The sequence below is a fragment of the Streptomyces sp. ISL-66 genome, assembly GCF_018614135.1.
Classification (GTDB): domain Bacteria; phylum Actinomycetota; class Actinomycetes; order Streptomycetales; family Streptomycetaceae; genus Streptomyces.
Genome location: NZ_JAGGOW010000005.1, coordinates 47,321 through 67,902, shown reverse-complemented (window position 1 = coordinate 67,902; position 20,582 = coordinate 47,321). Strand labels below are relative to the sequence as shown.

General features: G+C 72.0%; 16 protein-coding genes. 7 read left to right on the top strand and 9 right to left on the bottom strand.

The features are described from left to right. Window positions 1–525: 525 nt before the first annotated feature. From J7E97_RS01325 to J7E97_RS01310, 4 genes are all read right to left on the bottom strand, one after another. On the bottom strand, window positions 526–1,029 hold the full coding sequence (locus tag J7E97_RS01325; protein WP_308346166.1) for an ATP-binding protein: 504 nt from the start codon (window positions 1,027–1,029) through the stop codon (window positions 526–528). A gap of 265 nt (window positions 1,030–1,294) precedes the next feature. After that, window positions 1,295–2,062: an enoyl-CoA hydratase/isomerase family protein gene (locus J7E97_RS01320; RefSeq protein WP_215021400.1), complete on the bottom strand. Its 768-nt coding sequence runs from the start codon at window positions 2,060–2,062 to the stop codon at window positions 1,295–1,297. A gap of 117 nt (window positions 2,063–2,179) precedes the next feature. After that, window positions 2,180–3,421, bottom strand: coding sequence for an Ig-like domain-containing protein (locus J7E97_RS01315; RefSeq protein WP_215021399.1), 1,242 nt, complete (start codon window positions 3,419–3,421; stop codon window positions 2,180–2,182). A gap of 205 nt (window positions 3,422–3,626) precedes the next feature. Beyond that, entirely contained in the window at window positions 3,627–4,823 is a 1,197-nt protein-coding gene (locus J7E97_RS01310; protein ID WP_251053570.1) for an Ig-like domain-containing protein, read from the bottom strand. Window positions 4,824–5,216: 393 nt separating this feature from the next. On the opposite strand from J7E97_RS01310, the gene glgX reads away from it, so the two are divergent. Both glgX and J7E97_RS01300 read left to right on the top strand, forming a co-directional pair. Continuing rightward, window positions 5,217–7,385, top strand: coding sequence for a glycogen debranching protein GlgX (gene glgX, locus J7E97_RS01305; RefSeq protein WP_308346171.1), 2,169 nt, complete (start codon window positions 5,217–5,219; stop codon window positions 7,383–7,385). A 107-nt stretch (window positions 7,386–7,492) separates the two neighbouring features. Then, complete coding sequence (locus tag J7E97_RS01300) at window positions 7,493–8,230, top strand: CDP-alcohol phosphatidyltransferase family protein (protein WP_215021398.1); 738 nt, start codon at window positions 7,493–7,495, stop codon at window positions 8,228–8,230. Window positions 8,231–8,297: 67 nt separating this feature from the next. On the opposite strand, the gene J7E97_RS01295 is transcribed toward J7E97_RS01300, so the two are convergent. After that, entirely contained in the window at window positions 8,298–8,786 is a 489-nt protein-coding gene (locus J7E97_RS01295; RefSeq protein ID WP_215021397.1) for an adenylyltransferase/cytidyltransferase family protein, read from the bottom strand. A 158-nt stretch (window positions 8,787–8,944) separates the two neighbouring features. Here J7E97_RS01295 and J7E97_RS01290 point away from each other — a divergent pair, with 158 nt between their 5' ends. From J7E97_RS01290 to J7E97_RS01280, 3 genes are read left to right on the top strand one after another with little or no spacing between them, the layout of a single operon-like run. After that, window positions 8,945–10,150, top strand: a complete 1,206-nt coding sequence (locus tag J7E97_RS01290; RefSeq protein WP_215021406.1) for a glycosyltransferase — start codon at window positions 8,945–8,947, stop codon at window positions 10,148–10,150. Beyond that, on the top strand, window positions 10,147–11,895 hold the full coding sequence (locus J7E97_RS01285; RefSeq protein WP_215021396.1) for a lipopolysaccharide biosynthesis protein: 1,749 nt from the start codon (window positions 10,147–10,149) through the stop codon (window positions 11,893–11,895). The genes J7E97_RS01290 and J7E97_RS01285 overlap by 4 nt, the downstream gene beginning before the upstream one ends. Then, window positions 11,892–13,178, top strand: a complete 1,287-nt coding sequence (locus tag J7E97_RS01280; RefSeq protein ID WP_215021395.1) for a hypothetical protein — start codon at window positions 11,892–11,894, stop codon at window positions 13,176–13,178. The genes J7E97_RS01285 and J7E97_RS01280 overlap by 4 nt, the downstream gene beginning before the upstream one ends. A 32-nt stretch (window positions 13,179–13,210) precedes the next feature. Here J7E97_RS01280 and J7E97_RS01275 read toward each other — a convergent pair whose 3' ends face one another. After that, window positions 13,211–14,719 carry a hypothetical protein gene (locus tag J7E97_RS01275; protein ID WP_215021405.1) on the bottom strand — a complete coding sequence of 503 codons (1,509 nt, stop codon included), beginning with the start codon at window positions 14,717–14,719 and terminating at the stop codon, window positions 13,211–13,213. 155 nt (window positions 14,720–14,874) lie between these two features. On the opposite strand from J7E97_RS01275, the gene J7E97_RS01270 reads away from it, so the two are divergent. Both J7E97_RS01270 and J7E97_RS01265 read left to right on the top strand, forming a co-directional pair. Continuing rightward, window positions 14,875–15,414 (top strand): WcaF family extracellular polysaccharide biosynthesis acetyltransferase, encoded by a 540-nt coding sequence (locus J7E97_RS01270; protein ID WP_215021394.1) that lies wholly within the window; start codon window positions 14,875–14,877, stop codon window positions 15,412–15,414. After that, entirely contained in the window at window positions 15,411–16,526 is a 1,116-nt protein-coding gene (locus tag J7E97_RS01265; RefSeq protein ID WP_215021393.1) for a glycosyltransferase, read from the top strand. The genes J7E97_RS01270 and J7E97_RS01265 overlap by 4 nt, the downstream gene beginning before the upstream one ends. A gap of 31 nt (window positions 16,527–16,557) precedes the next feature. On the opposite strand, the gene J7E97_RS01260 is transcribed toward J7E97_RS01265, so the two are convergent. From J7E97_RS01260 to J7E97_RS01250, 3 genes are all read right to left on the bottom strand, one after another. Continuing rightward, window positions 16,558–16,770 carry a hypothetical protein gene (locus J7E97_RS01260; RefSeq protein ID WP_215021392.1) on the bottom strand — a complete coding sequence of 71 codons (213 nt, stop codon included), beginning with the start codon at window positions 16,768–16,770 and terminating at the stop codon, window positions 16,558–16,560. A gap of 144 nt (window positions 16,771–16,914) precedes the next feature. Further along, window positions 16,915–17,589: a hypothetical protein gene (locus J7E97_RS01255; RefSeq protein ID WP_215021391.1), complete on the bottom strand. Its 675-nt coding sequence runs from the start codon at window positions 17,587–17,589 to the stop codon at window positions 16,915–16,917. Window positions 17,590–17,680: 91 nt separating this feature from the next. Then, the gene (locus J7E97_RS01250; RefSeq protein WP_215021390.1) at window positions 17,681–20,455 is read right to left on the bottom strand and encodes a LamG-like jellyroll fold domain-containing protein; all 2,775 of its coding nucleotides are present in this window, start codon (window positions 20,453–20,455) and stop codon (window positions 17,681–17,683) included. Window positions 20,456–20,582 lie beyond the last annotated feature (127 nt).

Genomic DNA, 20,582 nt, shown 5'->3' with positions numbered 1-20,582 from the left:
GCGGACGGCGCGGACGGCGCGGGGCCGGCGGGGGCGGTACGGGCACCCGTGCCGCAGGCGGCGGTGAGGGTGCCGGCGGCGACCGCCGCGCCGGCTCGGAGAGCGGATCGGCGGTCCGGGTAGCAGAGCACCTGCCCATTTAAGGGGTGGTTGCCCCTCTAGGTAATGATTGACCCATTTCGGGACCTTCGAGGGGGCCGCCCCCCAGGGGCACCTGTCCGCTACGTGATCAACGATTCACTCTGAGCGGTGGATATCTATTCACTGATTGCGAGGCCAGTGGCCCATCTCACCTAAGATTTAGGTAGAAACTCTTGGGATATGCACACTTATGTCCAAGTTGAGACTTTTGGCATTTGGTCCCTCGTCTGCCATAGTCGGAACCACGGCTTCCCGTTGACCCGAGCGAAGTCCCGCCGCCGAGGATCACACCCCCTTCGATCCTCGGCGCACCCATGAAACCCCCACATTGCCCCACCACGGCGACAGGGGGTTTCTGCGTTTTGGCCGGGCCTCGGCCACCGCTCAGCGGTCCGCCACCCGCATCTCGAACCAGGTGATCTTGCCGCGCGGCAGCAGGTCCGCGCCCCAGCGGTCGGAGAGCTTGTCGACGAGGAACAGCCCCCGGCCCGTGGTGTCCATCTCGTCGACCGGCATCAGACAGGGCAGCCCCCGCGAGGGGTCGCGCACTTCGATCCTGATCCAGCCGCGGCGCCTGAGCATCCGTAAACCGAAGGAGCGCGCTCCGGTGTGCCGGACGGCGTTGCCGACGAGCTCGGAAACCAGCAGCACGGCGTGCTCGGCGATCTGCGGTGAGAGGCCCCAGAGCCGCACCACGACGCACTGGGTGAGCCGGCGGGCCCTGCCCGCCGACTCGGGCAGGGAGGGAAGTGTCACTTCCTCCTCGGCCGGATTCCCGTACCACTCCAGCACGTTGAGGCCCTGCTCGTCCTCCAGGGCCCCCGTGAGTCGTACGGCGGAAGCGCTGCTGCGCTGCCGCGGCTGTTCCACACCCTCCAGACCCGCCATGCACCCATCATGGACGGCCGGTGCGGCCGCTCGGGCCGTTCCGCGGGAAAAGCCCCCTCGGAATCGTGGAGCCCGAGGAGGCCTTCCGGCATATGCGTTCGGCAATCTGGATCTCGCAGCACCCGCCCTGACCTGCGATCACACAGCGCACATCAGTGATCACCCTGAGTGGATCACCCATTCCGCTTAAGGTTGCCTTAAGGGCTGGCTAATCCACCCTCAGGGAGGACGTCCCGGTCCGGCGGCCCCTCGCGGGGCCGCGGCACTAAAGGAACTTGGCCTTGCCCGGCCCCTCTTCGACGAAGCTGCGCATACCGCGCTCACGGTCCTCGGTGGCGAACAGGCCCGCGAACCAGTTGCGTTCGATGGTCAGCCCGGTGTCGATGTCGGCCTCCAGGCCCGCGTCGACGCACTCCTTCGCGGCACGCAGCGCGAGGGCCGGACCCTGCGCCAGCTTCGCGGCCCACGCGTGCGCCTGCTCGTACACTTCGGCGGCCGGCACGACCCGGTCCACGAGACCGAGCGCGAGCGCCTCGTCGGCCTTGACCATGCGGCCCGTGAAGATGAGGTCCTTGGCCTTCGAAGGGCCGATCAGCCGGGACAGGCGCTGGGTGCCGCCCGCGCCCGGGATCAGGCCGAGCAGGATCTCGGGCTGGCCGAGCTTCGCGTTGTCGGCGGCGATCCGGTAGTCGGCGCAGAGGGCCAGCTCGCAGCCGCCGCCCAGGGCGTAGCCGGTGACGGCCGCGACCACGGGCTTGGGGATCCGGGCCACGGCGGTGAAGGCGTCTTGCAGTCCGCGGGACCGGGCGACCATGGCCGCGTGGTCCATCGTCTGCATCTCCTTGATGTCCGCCCCCGCCGCGAACACCTTCTCGCCGCCGTAGATGACGACCGTACGGACATCGGCCCGGTCGGTCGCCTCCACCGCGAGCTCGCGCAGCCGGTCCTGGGTGGAGATGTCCAGGGCGTTCATGGGAGGCCGGTCCAGCCGGATGACGCCGACGCCTTCGGAGACTTCGAGAGAGATGGTCATACGGGGAAGGTTAGGGCCAGGGGGCCCGGGGGTCTCCCCCGGGCAGGCCCGGTACGCGAGGCGGCCCGGTGCTGTGGGTCACAGCACCGGGCCACCCGGACTACGTACGGCGGAGGCTTACTTGATCCACTCCGCCCAGTCCATGTTCCAGCCGTTGAGGCCGTTGTCGGGAGCGACGGTCTTGTCCTTGGAGTTCTTGACGATCACGACGTCGCCGATCAGCGACTCGTTGAAGAACCAGGCGGCGGGCTGGTTGCCGTCGCCCGCGCCGCGGACGTCCTTCAGGCCCACGCAGCCGTGGCTGACGTTCTCGCTGCCGAACGTGCCGGACGAGGCCCAGTAGTTGCCGTGGACGAAGGTGCCCGAGGTCGTCAGGCGCATCGCGTGCGGGACGTCGGAGATGTCGTACTCCCCGCCGAAGCCGACGGTCGCGCCGTTCATCCGGGTCACCTTGTACTTCTCGCTGATGACCATCTGCCCGTTGTACGTGGTGTTCGAGGGGGCGCCGGCGGTGATCGGGACGTTCTTGATCTCCGTGCCGTCGCGGACCACGTGCATCTCGTGCTCGGCGGCGTCGACCGTGGTGACCTGCGAGCGGCCGACCTTGAAGGTGACGGTGCGGGTCTGCTTGCCGTAGACCCCCGGGCGGCCTTCGACCCCGTCGAGGGCGAGCTTCACGGTGACCGTGGTGCCGGCGGCCCAGTACTTCTCGGGGCGGAAGTCCAGGCGGTCGTTGCCGAACCAGTGGCCCTCGATCGGCACGGCGGGCTCGGCCGTCACCGTGATGGCCTTCTCGACGGCCTCGGGCTGGGTGATGCCCCGGGAGAAGTTGATGGAGACCGGCATGCCCACGCCGACGGTCGAGCCGTCCTCGGGCGTGTACTGGCCGATGAAGGTGTTGGCCGGAGTCAGGGTGGTGAAGGTGGTGTCCTTCGCGGACTCTCGGCCGGCCTCGTCCTTGGCGACCGCGTGCACCTTGTACTCGGTGGCGGAGGCGAGGTTGCGCAAGGGCTCCCAGCTCGCACCGTCCTCCGCGAGCTTGCCCTCGACCGCGTTGCCCTTGGTGTCGGCGACCGTCACCGTACCGAGCTTGCCGCCGGTGCTGGATATCTTGAGGACGCCGCTGGTGGCGACCTCCTTGGCCCCGTCGTCCGGCTTGACGCTCACGACGGCCTTGGACGCCTCGGTACCGGTCGTCCCGGCACCCCCGTCGGCTCCACCGCTCCCGCCGGCGCCCCCGCCGTTGCCCCCACCGCTGCACGCAGTCGTCAACAGCAGGGCCGCGCCCAGCAGGAGGGCCGGCAGGCCGGTGCGGGCGCGGCCGCGTATCGGCTGCAGGTTCACTCTTGTTCTCCCCATGTCCCCCGCGCGCGGGCAGTCGCGCGCTTCCTGCCAGGAAATCACAGGGGGATATCACGGGAAGGTACGAGCGTGTCACCGTTCCGTCCCAAGAGTGGTGACGCGCCGCGGACGCGCCGCGGATACGCCGGGAACGCGCCGGGGACGCGCCGGGGCATCGCGGTCCGACCCTCACTCGATCGGTGCGCGGTCGGGTCCGGCGGGGTCAGCCGGCGGCGGAGCCGGCCACCCACGCCGTCCAGGACATGTTCCAGCCGCCCAGCCCGTTGTCCGGGGCGACCGTCTTGTCCTGCGAGTTCACGACCTCGACCACGTCCCCGACCAGGCTCCGGTCGAAGAACCAGCCGGCCGGGGTGTCGGATCCGCCGCCCTTGTCGTCGCGCAGTCCGATGCAGCCGTGGCTGACGTTGGTGGAGCCGAAGGTGTCGGGGCTGGCCCAGTAGTTGCCGTGCAGGAAGGTCCCGGAGCGGGTGAGCCGCATGGCGTGCGGGACGTCGGGGATGTCGTACTCGCCGCCGAAGCCGACGGTCTGCCCGTTCATCCGGGTGACGTCGAAGAGCTCCATCACCACCATCTTGCCGTTGTACGTGGTGTTCTTGGGCGCTCCCGCGGTGATCGGCACGGTGGACACCAGGTCGCCGTCGCGCCGGACCTCCATGGTGTGCGCGGCCGCGTCCACGGTGGAGATCTGGGAGCGGCCGACGGTGAAGCGGATGGTCTTGTCCTGGATGCCGTACGAGCCGGGCGCGCCCTCGACGTCGCGCAGCCTCATCTTGACGGTGACCTCGGTGCCGGGCTTCCAGTACTGCTTGGGCCGGAAGTCGAGCCGCTCGTCGCCGAACCAGTGTCCGGAGACCTCCACGGGCGGGACGGAGGTGACGGTGATGGCCCGCTCCACGTCGGCGCGCCGCTCGATGGAGCGGTTGAAGCCGAAGGAGATGATCATGCCGGTGCCGACGGTGGAGCGGTTCTCCGGCTTGAAGTAGCCGATGAACCGCTCCTCGGGAACGTAGGTGGTGAAGGTGGTGTGCCGGGCCTGGCGGCGGTCGTGCCCGTCGAGCGCGACCGCGTCGACGGTGTACTTGGCCGCGAGCGCGAGCCGTCCGGCCTCCGGGTCGGGACTCCAGCTGAGCCCGTCGACGGCGATGGTGCCGGGCACCTTCTCCTCTTGGGCGTCCTCCACCTTGGTCACCACGACGCGCTCGAGCCGGCCCTCGGGCACGGTGACCGTCAGCGGTCCCTCGGCCGGGACGCCCTTGGCGTTGTCGTCCGGAGTGATCCGGATCGCCTCGTCCGGTGACCGGGGTCTGCCGGGCAGCTGGATCTCGATCGGGGAGCCGCCGTCTCCGGTGCATCCGGACAGGCCTCCGAGGAGGCCCGCCCACGCCGCCACGGCGGCCAAGCCCGCCCCTGCCCGCCTCGTCAGAAAAGTCACGTTCCTCCAACGACGAGGCACCTCCGAGGGAAACGTGGGTGTGACTCGAGTTCCAGGCAGAACAGTCCGGGCAGAACAGTGAGAAGGACCAGACGGGGGCGGGCCCTGGCCGGGACGCCGGGGCCGCACTTCCCTTACCCCTACCGGTACCGAGAGCCGTGGAGGCGGGCAGTGTCGAGCGCAGCCGAGCAGGAAACGGTGGAAGCCGTCGCGATCGAGGTACGGAGCGGAGGGGCGGCCTTGACCGTTCCGCACGTCGACGAGCCCCCGGCGGGGCATCCCCAGGGGCATCCGGACGGGCATCCGGACGGAGCCGGGGCCGGGCACGGGCCGGCGGCCGACCGGCTCAGGGGCCCCGCGGTGCGGGCGCAGGCCCGCCCCGGACCACCGGTGTGGCCCGGGTCCTCGCATCCGCTGGGGGCCCGGTTCCACCACGGGCCGGACGGGACCGCCGGGACCAACTTCGCGCTCTGGGCACAGGGCGCGGAGGCGGTGGAGGTGTGTCTGTTCGACGAGGCCGGGACGGAGACCCGGTGCGCCCTGACGGAGCTCACGCACGAGATCTGGCACGGCTTCCTGCCGGGCGTGCGCCCCGGGCAGCGGTACGGGTTCCGGGTCCACGGCCGCTGGGATCCGTGGACGGGGGCCCGCTACAACCCGGCGAAGCTGCTGCTGGACCCGTACGCGCGGGCCGTGGACGGGGACTTCCGGCTGCCGCCGGAGGTGTACGGGCACGTCCGCGACTGGCCGCAGCAGTACATCGCGGACACGGTGCGCGACGACCGCGATTCGGCGCCGCACGTCCCCAAGGGGGTCGTGGTCCACGATGACGACGACTGGGCGGACGACGTCCGGCCGAAGACACCGTGGGCCGATTCCGTCATCTACGAACTGCACGTGCGCGGTTTCACGATGCGCCACCCGGGGATCCCCGAACACCTGCGCGGCACCTACGCGGGCCTCGCGCACCCGGCGGCGATCGAGCACCTGACCGGTCTCGGGGTGACGGCGGTGGAGCTGCTGCCGGTCCATCAGTTCGCCCACGAGGACCACCTGCTGCGCCGGGGGCTGACCAACTACTGGGGCTACAACTCGATCGGCTACTTCGCGCCGCACGCGGGCTACTCGTCGAGCGGTACGACCGGGCAGCAGGTCGGCGAGTTCAAGCGGATGGTCAAGGCGCTGCACGCGGCCGGGATCGAGGTGATCCTCGACGTGGTCTACAACCACACGGCGGAGGCGGGCGAGCTGGGCCCGACGCTGTCACTGCGCGGGATCGACAACCGCGCGTACTACCGGCTCCAGTCGGACCAGCGCCGGTACGCGGACTACACGGGCTGCGGGAACACCCTGCACGCCGGGCGCCCGCACGTGCTGCGCCTGATCACCGACTCGCTGCGCTACTGGGTGACGGAGATGGGGGTGGACGGCTTCCGCTTCGACCTGGCGGCGGCGCTGGCCCGTTCCATGCACGACGTGGACATGCTGTCGCCGTTCCTCGCCGTGATCGCCCAGGATCCGGTGCTGCGGCGGGTGAAGCTGATCGCCGAGCCGTGGGACGTGGGCTCGGGCGGGTACCAGGTGGGGGCGTTCCCGCCGCTGTGGACGGAGTGGAACGACCGCTACCGGGACGCCGTCCGGGACTTCTGGCGGGGCGCGCTGCCCGACGTGCGGGACCTCGGGTACCGGCTGTCGGGATCGAGCGACCTGTACGCGTGGGGCGGGCGGCGGCCGTACGCCTCGGTCAACTTCATCACCGCGCACGACGGGTTCACCCTGCGCGACCTGGTGACGTACGAGTCCAAGCACAACGAGGACAACGGCGAGGAGGGCCGGGACGGGACCAACGACAACCGGTCGTGGAACTGCGGGGCGGAGGGCGAGACGGACGACGCGGACACGGTCGCGCTGCGCCGGCGCCAGCTGCGGAACCTGCTCACCACCCTCCTGCTGTCGACCGGTGTGCCGATGCTGGTCGCGGGCGACGAGTTCGGCCGGACCCAGGGCGGCAACAACAACGCGTACTGCCAGGACAACGAGACGAGCTGGGTGGACTGGTCGCTGCTCTCGGACCCGGCCTGGCACGGGCTGCTGTCGCTGACCCGCAGGCTGCTGTCGCTGCGCCGGGCCCATCCGGTGCTGCGCCGGCGGGCGTTCTTCTCGGGCAGCTCGCAGGGCACGGACGGGCTGCGGGACCTGGCCTGGTTCACCCCGGCGGGCACGGAGATGACCGAGGGGGACTGGTACGCCCCCGCCGACGCGGTGGGCCTGTACCTGTCGGGCCTGGACATCCCGGGCCGCGACGAACGGGGACGGCAGGTGACGGACGACAGCTTCCTGGCGCTGATGCACGCCGGGGACCGGCCGGCGCAGTGGGTGCTGCCGGGCGCTCCGTGGGCCGCGTCGTACGAGCTGGTCCTGGACACCTCCCGGGAGGACCAGGCGGCCGCCCCGGGCACCCGGCACGACGGGGGCGGGACGGTGACGGTCCCGGCCCGCTCGGTGCTGCTGCTGAAGGTGGTGGGCTGAGGCGCCGGGGCGGGGCGACGGGCCGGGGCGGGAGCCTTCGTACGCCCTGCGATGATGTGGCCTTCGTACGCACACACGCGTATACGGGTGTTCGAGGGGTTGTGTCGATGGCAAGTGTCGGAACCGCGCTGCGGGAGCTGCGCGGGGCGCAGAAGTCGGCGAAGGGCGTGTCGCTCTATTCGCGGTTCGTCAACCGGCCGGCCGGGCGGTACCTGGCCGCCGGGTCGCACGTGATCGGGCTCACCCCGAACCAGGTGACGCTGGTCAGCGCCGCCTTCAGCTTCGCCGCCGCGGCTGCGGTCGCCCTGGTCGCGCCCTCGTGGGGGCTGGGGATCGCGGTGTGGGCCTCGCTCGCCGTGGGCTTCGCCTTCGACTCCGCCGACGGGCAGCTGGCCCGGCTGCGCGGGGGCGGCAGCGCGTCCGGCGAGTGGCTGGACCACGTCGTGGACTGCGCGAAGCTCACCGCGCTGCACTCGTGCGTGCTGATCGCCTTCTACCGCTTCCCCGACGCGTACGGCACGGGCGGGGGCGGCACGGGCGGGGCCGGCTGGCTGCTGGTGCCGCTGGGCTTCCAGTTCGCCTCCGTGGTCACCTTCTTCGGCGGGCTGCTGACGGAGAAGCTCAAGCCCAAGCCGGCGCCCGGGAGCGCCGCCGCCGCGCCTTCGACCGTGCGCGCGGTGGCGTTGCTGCCCGTGGACTACGGGGTGTTCTGCCTGGTGTTCCTGCTGCTGGGCGGTGGGGAACTGTTCCGCTGGGCGTACGCGGGGATGGGCGCCGTGGCCGCGCTGTTCCTGCTGGCGTTCCTCGCGAAGTGGTACCGGGAACTCAGCGCCGTACCCAGGTGACCCGGGGCGGGGCGGCCGGCGGCCGGGCGGCCGCCACCGGAGGCCGGGCGGCCCGTCGGCGGGGTGCTCAGCCCCGCTGCTCCGCGGCGAGCGGCTGCGAGAGCGCGTCCAGCGCCCGGCGCAGCTGGGTGCTGGAGGTGTGCACCGTGTACGGGAAGTAGACGACGTCGACCCCGTGCTCGGCGAAGTCCTTTTCCAGCCGGTCCCCCTTGGGGGTGCCGCGCCAGTCGTCGCCCTTGAAGATGACGTCGAAGCGGACTTGCTTCCACGTTTCCACCTTGTCCGGGACGGTCTCGACGAATGCCGCATCCACGTACTTGACGCTGCGCACGATCTCCAGCCGCTCGACGAGCGGGATCATCGGGCGCCGCCCCTTGGCGATTTCCGCCATTTCGTCGGAAACGACCCCGGCCACCAGGTAGTCGCACTGACTCCGGGCGTGCCGAAGGATGTTGAGATGTCCGATGTGGAACAGGTCGTAGGCGCCCGGCGCGTAGCCCACTCGGTACGGTCTGCGCGCGGGCGCGGCAAATTCGGACAAGTCCCGCTCGGTCATCTGTTACCCCCCATAAGCCACACCCCCCGGTGTGGCGGATTAGCAGACAATAGCGTGCACGTTCCTCACCACGTCGGTGAACGAATAGGGTGACGTGCGCATCATCCTGGGGAGAAGGGGGACGTCCCGTGTCGAGATCCGGCCACCGGCGCCTACTGCTGGTTTCCACGAATTACGCCCCCGAGCACACGGGAATCGGCCCGTACGCCACCCAGATCGCGGAGCACTGGGCGAATCTCGGTCACGAGACCCATGTCCTGGCGGGCATGCCGCACTACCCGGCGTGGGCCGTCGAGCCGGAGTACAAGGGGGCGCTGCGGCGCACGGAACGGCGCGCGGGAGTCACCGTGCACCGGCGCGCGCACACCGTGCCGCCGCGCCAGACCGCCCTGCGCCGGGCGCTTTTTGAAGGATCGATTCTGTTGCACGGCGCCGTGGCCCCGCCCCGGATGCCGAAGCCCGACGCGGTCCTCGCCCAGATGCCGAGCCTGGCCGGCGGCCTGCTGGCCGCCCGCCTCGCGGCGCGCTGGAAGGTGCCCTACGTCCCCGTGGTCCAGGACCTGATGGGCGCCGCCGCCGCGCAGAGCGGGATCAGCGGCGGCGACAAGGCGGCCGCCCTGGCCGGCCGCGCGGAGGCCTACGCCCTCAAGCGGGCCGCCCTCGTCGGCGTCATCCACGAGACCTTCGTGGACCGCGTCGTCGGGATGGGCGTGGATCCGAAGAAGATCCGGCTCGTCCCGAACTGGTCGCACGTGGCATTGCCCACCAAGCCGCGCGGCCGGACCCGCCACCACCTCGGCTGGGCACCCGGGCAGACGGTCGTCCTGCACTCCGGGAACATGGGGCTCAAGCAGGGGCTGGAGGTCCTCGTCGGCGCCGCCCGGCTGGACCCGAGCGTCCGTTTCGTCCTCATGGGCGACGGCAGCCAGCGCTCCGCGCTCGCCGACCTCGCGGCCGACGTCCCGAATCTGGACATCATTCCCCCTGCCGCCGACGGGGAGTTCCCCGATATCCTCGCCGCGGCGGACGTGCTCGCGGTCACGCAGCACGCCGCCGTCATGGACATGAGCGTGCCGTCCAAGCTGACCTCCTACTTCCAGGCCGGCCGCCCCGTCGTCGCCTCCGTCGCGGCGCAGGGCGGTACCGCCCAGGAGGTGGAGCGCTCGGGCGCGGGGGTGCTCGTACCGCCGGAGGACCCCGAGGCCCTGCTGAAGGCCGTACGGGCCCTGGCGCAGGACCCCGCCGGCGCGGACGCGCTGGGCGCGGCCGGGCCCCGCCACGTGGCGGCCCATCTCAGCCGTGAAGCGGGCCTGGCCCGCATCGACGCACTGATAGACGAAGCACTTGGGGGTCCCCGGCCGTGATCGAGACCAACCGACCGGCAGCGGCTCCGGCCGAGGACGAACCCGACCTCCTCCGGGACCAGTTCCGTCAGCTCCTGCGCTACCGTCGGCTCATCGGCGCGGGCGTGGGCATCGGCCTGCTGGGCGGGGTCTACCTCGGCGTCTCCACGGCGGACACCTACGTGGCCACCGCCGACATCGTGCTGCGCGCGCCCACCGACGACCCGTTCAACCCGAGCCTCGCCCCCGACAAGGCGATCAACATCGGCTCGGAGCGCCAGGTCGCGCTCTCCAGCTCCATAGCCAACGAGGCCGCGAAGAAGCTCGGTGTCCCGGCCTCCGGCTTCCGCGCCCTGCGCAGCGGCCTGCAGGTGACCAACCCGCCGCAGACGATGGTGCTGCGCTTCACCTACACCGCGGCCTCCCCCGCCGAGGCCGCCAAGCGCGCCAACGCGATGAGCGAGGCCTACCTGCTCAAGCGGCAGGAGGCCCTCGACGTCACCCGCGACAAGATGGTCAAGGGCTACCAGGATCAGCGCGACCCGGTGGCCAAGCAGCTCGACGACCTCGTCAAGCAGATCAACTCCATGCCGGCCGGCCCGGCGCGCGACGCGGCGTACTCCTCCAAGACCGACCACCAGAGCAAGGTCAACACCCTCAACAGCAACATCGCCAAGCTCCAGGCCCTGGACATGACCCCGGGCCGGGTCACCAGCACCGCCGTGCCGCCGCACTCGACGGACGGCCCCGGCCTCGTCATGTCGCTCGCGCTCGGCTCGGCCGTGGGCCTCGCGCTCGGTCTGCTCGCGGCCTGGGTGCGGCTCGTCTTCGATCCGGCGCCGCGCTCCGAGGGCGATGTCGCCCGCGCCCTGCGCGCTCCCGTACTGGGCTCCTTGCCCCGGGGCAAGGGCGACGGCGGTCCGCTGCTCGCGGCCGGCGAGGAGGACCCCCGGCTCGCCGAGGAATTCCGCTCGGTGGCCTTCCGGCTCGCCTACGACTCCCGGTTCGCCGACCGGCGCCGGCTCCTCGTGATCGCCCCGCGCGGCAGCAGCGAGACCGCCGCCGCCGTGGCGGTGAACCTGGCCGCCTCCTTCGCGGAGACCGGCAAGGACGTCCTGCTCATCGAGGCCGATCTGCGCACCCCGGTGCTGGCCAGCCAGCTGCCGACGGACGCGGGCGGCCGGCCGCGCTGGAGCCAGACGCCGGGCGGACAGCACGGGGAACCCGAGTGGCCCGACGGGCGCCAGCTCGTCGTGGACGCCGGGGAGTCCGGTTCCTTCGACCTGATCCCGGGCGAGCGGGTGCGCAACGTGCCCCGCGCGCTGACCTCCCCGCGCGCCACCCGCCTGATCTCCGAGGCCGACTCCCCCAACTCCACCGTCGTGGTGCTCGCGCCGCCCGTGCTCTCGTACGCCGACGCGCTCGCGCTCGTGGACCGCGTCGACGGGGTCCTGGTGGTCTGCGACCCGCGCGCGGTGCACCGCACCGACCTGTCCCGCATCCGCGAGCTGATCAGCGGCGCGGGCGGCACGGTGCTCGGCGCCGTGCTGCACACGCCGCTGCCCGGCGAGAACAAGCGCGGCGGCCCGTTCCGCAGGGGCGGCGTCCCCGCTCCCACGGCCCCGGCCGCCGCCGCTCCCCTTTCCCGGAACCGCGAGCCCCAGCCGATCCCGTACGAGGTGGCGGCCGCCGACGCGGCGCAGCACATCCCGGGCGACGGGACCGACACGGTCGCCCTGCGTACGGTGCGCACGGGCCGGCGGTGAGCCGCGGGGCTCTCGCCGCGGTCGCGTCCGTCCTGGACCAGGCCGCGTCCAGTGCGACGAACATCCTGGTGCTGGTGCTGGCCGCGCGGCTCTCCTCCGCGGCCGGCTTCGCCGACTTCTCCATGGTCTACGTGACCTTCACCGTGCTCCTCGGCCTGAACATGGCCTACGTCGGCCAGAGCCTGGTCCTGGAAAAGGGCTCGGGGGTCCCCCCGGACGAGGTCCCGGGCAGGCTCGGCGCCGCGTGCCGGGCCGGTCTCGCGTTCACCGGGGCCGCCTCGGCCGCGGTGGGCGCCGTACTGGCCCTCGTAGGACTGCTGCTGCCCGGGGCCCCCGGCCGGGCGTTCCTCGCGCTGGGGCTCATACTGCCCCTGGTGCTGGTGCAGGACGGGCTGCGCTACTGCTTCTCCGCCCTGCGGGCTCCGCAACGGGCGCTGGCCGCCGACGCGCTGCGCCTCGCCTGCGTCGTACCGGCGCTGCTGCTCCAGCCCGAAGGGGCCTCCGCGGCCCGGCTGGTGCTGGTGTGGGGGGTTTCGGCGCTGCCCGCGCTCGCGCTGGGCCTGTGGCTGGTGTGGCCGTCGGTGCGCGGGGAGGGGGCCGCCGAACTGGTCCGGGAGGTCCGGCCGTACCTGCGGCGCGGGCACCTGGGGCAGCGGTTCGTCGTCGAGTTCGCGGTGGGCAGCGGCTCCAGCCAGCTGGCCGTGCTGGGCCTCGGCGTCTTCGCGACCCCGCTGGCCGTCGGCGCGCTGCGCGGCGCCACCACCCTCTTCGGCCCGCTGAACGTGCTGTTCAACTCCGCGAGCTCCTTCGGCCCGCCCGTCGTGGGCCGGGCCCGCGGCAAGCGGGGCGTGGTCCGGCTGACCGCCCTGATGGGCGGGGCGCTGGCGGTGACCGGCGCCGCCTGGGGGGCCGTGCTGTACGCGCTGCCCGACCGGCTGGGCCGCGAACTGCTCGGCGACAGCTGGACGGCGGCGGCCGCGCTGCTGCCCGCGACGGGCGCGCAGTACGCGGTCATGGGCCTGGGCACCTGCGCGCTGCTGACCCTGCGGGTGCTCAACCCGAAGGCCACGCTCTCGCTGCAGGTCGTCTTCTCGCTGCTGTCGGTCGCACTCCTGCTCGGCGGCTACGCCGTGTGGGGCGTGGCCGGGGCCGCGTGGGGGCTGGCGCTCGGCTCCGCCGCGAAGGCGGCGGCGGGCTGGCTGCGGGTGGCCCGACTGGAGACGCCCGCTCCGACGGCCTGCGGCACGGCCCCCGGTACGGCCTCGGAGCCGGCCGCCGTCTGAGGCGCCGCGGGCCGTACCGCGGGCGGGGCCCGTCAGCGCAGCCCGGCGCCCTTGTCCTGCCGGTACGTGGCCACGAGCGCGAGGCACATCGCGGCGATGGCCACGCGCCCCGAGGCCTGCAGCAGCGGCCCGCGCAGCAGGATGAACGAGTACCCGGCGACCAGCGGAACCACCACGGAGATCAGGCTGCCAGGTGGCGAACGCCGGGTGGCGCGCTTCGCGTAGCGGCGGTCGACGCGGGCGGAGGCGTACCCCATCCCGAGGAGTCCCGCGCCCATCCCCAGCGGCCCGAAGTCGATCCACAGCTCCGCCCAGATCGGGGAGGAGAGGTTGGTGTTGACCGTGCCCATCCACTGGCCCACCATCACGCCCGTGTCGCGGGGCTTGGCGGGCCACATGGTGCGCGGCACCGCGAAGAAGACGGATCCCGCGAGCTGGCGCCCGTAGGAATGGCCGGGGCCGGAGTTGGAGAAGGTGATCGTGTTCGCGAACATGCCGATCTGGTCGTAGTCCTTGAGCGCCATCGGCTCCAGGAACGAGGTCGTCTCGACGGGCTTGTAGTTCTTCTCGTCGTAGCGGAAGCGGTCCGCGAACGGGAAGACGAGCAGGGCGATCACGACGGCCATGGACAGCGCCACCCGGTACATCGCCGCGCTCACCGGGAAGATCGTGAAGAGCAGCGAGAACATGACGGTGAGGAACCAGTAGCGCGGGTTCGAGATCGGGTTGTTGACCACCAGGTTGAGGGCGGCCAGTGCCGCCCAGGTGACGATGACCGACACCTTGCGGCGGGCGAACTTGGACGTGATCAGCCAGCGCGTGTACAGCAGCAGGGACAGCAGCGCCGGGACGGTGCCGAAGCCGCGCAGCAGCGCCTGGCCGGCCTGGCCGTCCTGGGAGACGCCCGCCTCCTCGATGCCCGCGATGATCTCCTGGCGGCTGGAGAAGAAGACCGCCGGGCCGCCGAGCTTCATGATGAGGGCGGCGCTCCCCAGGAACGACACGGCGGCCAGCAGTTGGAGCCGCCGCCGGTGCGCCATGACCGGGCGCGGCTCCTTCTGCGAGCCTCCGGCGCGGCCGGCCGGCCGGTGCCGGGCGAGCAGCACGCCCACGTCGAAGGCGGCGCAGCCGAGCAGCACCAGACCGATGGCGACGGTGAGGTCGGAGCGCGGGCCGACGACCGGGGTGGGGACCTGGCCGAGGACGGCCTGGGCGAGGGGGGCCACGCCCATGGCCATGTAGACGAAGAGCCAGAACGAGCCCTGGAGGAGCTTGCGGCGGCTGGTCAGGACCATGGCGGACAGGCGGGCGCCCGCGTACATGGTGAGCAGGAGCTGTAGCCAGAAGGCGGCGTCGCGCTGGCCGGCGCCGGGCTGGGCGGCGACGACGAGGGGCAGGAAGACGGTGAATCCGAGGGCCAGCGGGACGGAGAGCGCCCGGGAGAGCAGGGTCCGCGGAGTGGTGACCCTGCCCCAGTTCTTCTCTTCGTCGGGGTGCGGCGGGGACGTGGGCGCGGGGGGACGGACCGCCGTCTCGCGCATGTCGGTTGCCACCGTTGCCCCCACCCCCCGTGCCTGATCCGGGCGCAGTCTAGTCTGAGCGGTCGGCGCCCGGGGAGGCGCCCGTGGGCCGGAGGGCGCGGCGGACGTGGTGCGGACGGTGGTGCGGACGATGGGGCGGACGATGAGGGGCTGCTGTGCGTGATCTTCCTGCCTTCACACTGGCCGGGTACGACAAGGGGCGCGGGCTGCTGACGCAGGCGCTCTGGTTCGCCGTGATGAACACGCTGTTCATGAGCTGGTTCTGCCCGGCGCGGCTGCGGGTCTCGCTGCTGCGCGCCTTCGGGGCGCAGATCGGCGAAGGGGTGCTGATCCGCCACAAGGTGCGGGTGCTGTGGCCCTGGAAGCTGACCGTGGGCGACCACACGTGGATCGGCGAGGGCGCCTGGCTGCTGAACCTGGAGCCGGTCACGATCGGCTCGCACGTGTGCCTCTCCCAGGAGGCCCTGCTGTGCACGGGCTCGCACGACCACCGGGCCGCCGACTTCCGCTACCGCAACGCGCCGATCTCCGTCGAGGACGGCGCGTGGGTGGCCGTACGGGCCACCGTGCTGGCGGGCGTCACGGTCGGCCGGTGCGCGGTGGCGGGCGCGGGCTCCGTGGTCCACCGGGACCTGCCCGCCCTGACCCTGCAGACCCAGGACGGGCAGCGCCGCCCCGTCGAGGAGCCCAAGTGAGAGTCCTGCACGCCGTCACCCTGCACTCCCCCACGCACGCCTTCGGCGGGCCGGTGCGGGTCGCGCTGAACCTCGCGAAGGGGCTGCGCGAACGCGGCCACGAGGCGGGCCTGCTGGCGCTGGGCGAAGGGTTCGCGGACCCTTGGCCGACCTCGGTGGAAGGCGTCCCGGCGAAGCTCTTCCCGGCCCGGCGCCTGCTCCCCCTCGGCTTCAGCGGGATGACCTCGCCCGCCCTGCTCGCCTCGGCGGGCCGCCTGGTGCGGGACGCGGACGTGGTCCACGTCCACCTGGCCCGGGACCTGGTCACCCTGCCCGTGGCCCTGGCGGCGCTGCGCGCCCGCAAACGCCTCGTCCTGCAGACCCACGGCATGGTCGACCCGAGCGAGAAGCTCCTGGCCAAGGTGCTGGACGCGGTGGCGGTACGCCGCCTGCTGCGCGGCGCCGACGCGGTGCTCCACCTGACCCCGCACGAGCGGGAGGGCCTCGACGCGGTCGTCGGCGGCGCCCTGCCCCGGTCGCTGCGGCTGGTGAACGGCACCCCGGCCCAGGACGAGCGCCCCGCCCCGTCCGGGCCTCCGCGGATCCTGTACTCGGCCCGCCTGCAGGCCCGCAAGCGCCCGGTGGACTTCGTGGACGCGGCCCCGGCGGTGCTGGCGGTGCACCCGGACGCGCAGTTCGTGGTGGCCGGCCCGGACGAGGGCGAACTCCCGGCGGTCCGCGCCCGCATCGCCGAACTGGGCCTCGGCTCCCGCTTCACCGTCCCGGGCGCCCTCTCCGGCTCCGAGGTCCTGACGGAGCTGCGCCGCGCCCACGTCTACGTACTGCCCTCGGTGGACGAACCGTTCCCCATGTCGGTCCTCGAAGCCCTGTCGGTCGGCGTCCCTCCGGTGGTCACCCACTCCAACGGCCTGGCCCGCGACATCGCCGCGGCGGGCGCGGGCCGCGCGGTCGCCCCCGGCCCGGCGGGCGTGGCCGAAGCGGTCCTGTCCCTCCTGGACCCGGCGGAGAACGCCACGGCCTCGAAGTCCGCACGCGCGCTCGCCGCGTCCTCGTTCTCGATGGACGCGGTCCTGGACACGCTGCTGGACGTCTATCGGGGCATCTCCCGCTGAGGACAGGGGCCGTACCGGCACGGCGGAGCCGTCAGAGGTCCCGACGGGTTTCGTCGACCACCGGCAGGGCCCCGACGCGGCGGCGCTTGAGGACGCTCGCGTAGACCGCGAGGCCGATGGCGCCGGCCACCATCATGATCACCCCGACCAGGTCGAGATTGACGCTCTGCATCTTCCAGTCGGACGCGAAGGTGAGGATCGCCCCCACCACGATCAGGCCTATGCAACCGCTGATGCCCCTCATCGAATTCGCCTCCACATCCGTGGTCGGGGAGAACCCCGCCGTGTGGACTTCGCCTGCCCGCGTTCCGGGAACGAAAACGCCCCCGCCGCCCGTGAGTTCGGGCAGCGGGGGCGGGCCGCGCGGGGGCGCGTCACGCAGGGGTCGCTACGCCGGGATCCAGGCGTAGCAGCCGTTCGAGGTGAACCGCGCCGTGCCCGACGGGATCGTGGCGGTGACCTTGTCGCCCGCCTTCAGCGGGGCTTCGGGGCCCGAGGCGAGGACCGCGCCGTCCTTGCCCTTGGCTTCCCAGGTGCACGTGGTGGTCTGCGTCAGCGCGCGGTAGGTGCCCGCCGCCGGGGAGTCCTTCGTGCCGTCGGGGAAGCCCTTCTCGGCCGCCGCGAGGACCGGCTTCTGGTCGGGGCACAGGAAGGTGATCGCGTCCTTCGCGCCCGGGATCTCCCCGGCCACGATGGAGCCGACCGCCGCGTCGTTGTCGTGCTTCGCGGTGCGCTGCACCCGCTGGCAGGACTCCTGGCCGCTCTGGAGGACGGCCGCCGGGTCCATCTTCTCCGGAACGCGACCGGTCAGGTACTTCTTCTCCGTCGCGGTGAAGGTGCCCGTCTTCGGGGTGAGCTTCGCATCCGGCAGGACGGGTCCCGTCGGCTTCGCGTCCGTCGAGGGCGGCGCCGGGGCGTCCGCCGGGTCGGCGGCCGGCGAGGCGGCCGGCGGCTTGGGCGACGCGGCCGGGGCGTCGGCCTTGTCGTTCCCGCCCGAACTACAGGCGGTCAGCGTCAGGGCGGCGGCCAGCAGGACAGCAGCCGCTGCGGAGCGTCGGTACATCAGGTGGCTCCCGTACGTATGAGATGGGTGTGCGGGGCCCGGCCGCCCGACGGTTCGTCGGGACGGCCGGGCCCCGCAGGCCCTCAAGCGGTTACTTCGCGCCGAAGGTGAGGACGAGCTTCGGGCTCGCGTCCGCCGCCGTCGCTTCCGAGGACCAGAGCCACAGCGCGTCGGTGCCCGCACTGGTCAGACCCAGGCTGTAGTTGGTGCCCAGGACCGCGGAGACCGCGGCCGTGTCCAGCTGGACGCTCTGGACGGACGAGCCGTCCGGCACGCCCGCGATGGAGCCGAGCGGGGTGGTGCCGAGGGTGGGCTTGGTGTTGAAGGTCGTGCCCGCGCCGCTCCAGGTGCCGGTGACCGGAACCGCGGAGACGGTGTCGGCCGTACCGGCGCCCGTCGCCGTCGAGGTCTTGAACTGGAGCGAAGCCGACTTCAGCACCTGGCCGGACGGAGCCGCCGGGATGTCGAAGCGCAGGTACGTCTCGTAGGCCGAGGTGCCGCGCACCGCGAGCGAGGTGGACGTGCCGTAGGCCGTGCCGGGGGCGCCCTGGTTGATGTAGGTGTCCTCGGTCGCGGAGACCGTGGAGACCGTGTCGGTGGGGGCCTTGGCCAGGTCGAAGTGGTTCTTGACCTGGGCCGGTGTCAGGACCTTCGGGTAGACGGCCGTCTCGTCGATCTGACCGGCGAAGAAGTTGCTCGTCGGCCTGGAGGTCCAGCCGCCGAGGTTGTCGCCGCCGACGTGCCAGAAGCCCTCGTACTGCTGGGCTCCCGTGACGTTGTTGGTGCCCTTGGCCTGGCCGTCGACGTAGAGCGCCATGCCCGAGGGGCCCTGCGTGGCGACGACGTGGTGCCACTTGTTGTCGTTGAACGTGTCGGTCAGACCCGTGGAGAGGGTCTTCCAGCCGCCGCTGGGGGCGGCGCCGAAGAACAGGCGGCCGCTGTTGGTCATGTAGATGACCCGGTCGTACGCGCTGCTGCTGCGGTCCGTGTTGTTGCCGAAGCCGATGAGCTTGCCGCCGCGCGTGGAGCTCGTCTTGAACCAGGTCTCGAGGGTGTACGAGCTGGCGACCGTCTGGCGGTGGTCGCTGTACACCTGCTGGTTGGTCCCGTTGAAGCCCATGGCCGTGCTGGTGCCGGAGACGGCCCCCGGGCTCTGGCGCAGCGCCGGGGCGTTGAGCTGGATGCCGCTGGTGTTGCCGTTCGAGGAGTCGGCGACGTACGGGCTGACGGTGTCGTCGTAGCGCCAGAACAGCTCGGCGCCGTCCGTGCGGACCTGGTCCGGGTAGGCGTTGACCGCGGTCGGGACCGTCACCGCGGTGCTGGCCGACAGGGCGCTGGTGTTGCCGGCCGCGTCGGTCGCGGTCACGCGGTAGCTGTAGGACAGACCGGCCTTGACCGTGGTGTCGGTCCAGGAGGCCTGGCGGCGCTCCCATTCCAGGGACTCCGCGCTGACGGTGGCGACCGGGGTGGCCGAACCGTTGCGGTAGACGCGGTAGGTCAGCTTGCTGTCGTCCTGGTCGTAGCTGGTGCGCCAGCGGACCTGGGCCTCGCCGGGCTTGACGCTGGAGGCGCTGGAGACCGGGGTGGTCGGGGCGCCGACGTCACCGGTGGAGGCGAAGCGGGTGAGGGCCTGCTGGGCCTTGCCGTTGATGAGGGTGAACTCACCGCCGACCCACATGTACTTGGTGTCGCTCTTCTCCGCGATGGCCATGACGCGCGGGCCGATGCCCTCGCCGAGGCCGTCGTTGGCGGTGGGGTGCCAGCCGAGCTTGCGCGGGCTGCGCACGAAACCGCCCACGGGCGCGGGGGCGGCGCCTTCGTGGTCGGTCAGCTGCGCCAGCAGGAAGTTGCGCTTGCCGTCGGGGAACTGGCCCTCGAGGGAGCAGTCGTGCGCGTGCGAGGAGCTGTACAGGACTCCGTCGTACGGCAGGACGAACTGCGTCGCACCGAGGCAGCGGTCGCGCCACTTCTCGTTGAAGTCGGTGGTGAGGCCGATGCGGCCGTCGAAGACGCCGCCGCCCGAGCCCTCGTTGCCGGTGTAGTAGCCGGTCTGGTCCGCCGCGATGTGCTTGACGACGGAGTTCGAGGGGATGTTGCCGTACGTCTTGGTGACGGCGCCGGTGGTGGCGTTCACGACGGCCAGCGCGTGGCTGTTCTTGCCGTTGACGGTGAAGAAGTCGCCGCCCAGCAGGACGTTGGCGCCGTCGTTGCTGATCTTGATGGCGCGGCCGGGCTCGTCGACGTTGGCGACGAAGGGCTTGAGCGCACCGGAGGTGGCGTCGACCGCGGCGAACCGCTCGCGGGTCTCGCCCTCGACGGTGCTGAAGTCGCCGGCCGCGTACAGGGTGTCGTCGGTGACGGCGAGCGCGCGCACGGTGGCCGGGAAGGCCGGGTGGAACGAGGCCTTGGGGGTGCAGGTCTCGATGTCGATGGCGGCGACGCTGGAGACCGGGGTGCCGTTGACGGCACCGAAGTACCCGGCCGCGTAAAGGGTCTTCTTGTCCTTCGAGACGGCCAGGGCGCGCACGGTCGCGCTGCCGTCGCCGGTGGTGAAGGAGAGCTTGCAGGAGCTCGGTGCGCCGGTCGCCGCGTCGAGCGCGACGAAGTTCACGGCTTCCTGCTCGGCGCCTGCCGCGCCGTCCGGCGGGCGGACCGCCGAGAAGGTGCCACCGGCGAAGACCGTGCCGTTGGCCTGGTCCATCGCCCAGACGATGCCGTTGGGCTGCCACGTCGGCAGTTCGTCGGCGGTGAAGGCCACCGGCTGGGTGATGGCCGAGGCCTCGGGCATCAGTACCAGGCCTATACCGGTGCCGGCACCGGCCAGTGACAGGACGAGGGCAGCAGTCAGCCCTCTGGATCTACGCATGAGCCCCCCAGGGCAATTGCCCGGTTTGAATGGCTTGAACTATCCGAACAGCCATATGTACTGGCGCAGACTAGGGCGCGCGCGCGGGCCCGGTCACCGCACTTGACCCATTGCATACCAACTTGGA

Excerpts from the sequence above, each read along its gene's own strand:
- J7E97_RS01325 (WP_308346166.1), bottom strand. The coding sequence starts at position 1,029 with ATGGCGGGTCTGGAGGGTGTGGAACAGCCGCGGCAGCGCAGCAGCGCT.
- J7E97_RS01320 (WP_215021400.1), bottom strand. The coding sequence starts at position 2,062 with ATGACCATCTCTCTCGAAGTCTCCGAAGGCGTCGGCGTCATCCGGCTG.
- J7E97_RS01315 (WP_215021399.1), bottom strand. The coding sequence starts at position 3,421 with ATGGGGAGAACAAGAGTGAACCTGCAGCCGATACGCGGCCGCGCCCGC.
- J7E97_RS01300 (WP_215021398.1), top strand. The coding sequence starts at position 7,493 with ATGGCAAGTGTCGGAACCGCGCTGCGGGAGCTGCGCGGGGCGCAGAAG.
- J7E97_RS01295 (WP_215021397.1), bottom strand. The coding sequence starts at position 8,786 with ATGACCGAGCGGGACTTGTCCGAATTTGCCGCGCCCGCGCGCAGACCG.
- J7E97_RS01275 (WP_215021405.1), bottom strand. The coding sequence starts at position 14,719 with ATGCGCGAGACGGCGGTCCGTCCCCCCGCGCCCACGTCCCCGCCGCAC.
- J7E97_RS01260 (WP_215021392.1), bottom strand. The coding sequence starts at position 16,770 with ATGAGGGGCATCAGCGGTTGCATAGGCCTGATCGTGGTGGGGGCGATC.
- J7E97_RS01255 (WP_215021391.1), bottom strand. The coding sequence starts at position 17,589 with ATGTACCGACGCTCCGCAGCGGCTGCTGTCCTGCTGGCCGCCGCCCTG.
- J7E97_RS01250 (WP_215021390.1), bottom strand. The coding sequence starts at position 20,455 with ATGCGTAGATCCAGAGGGCTGACTGCTGCCCTCGTCCTGTCACTGGCC.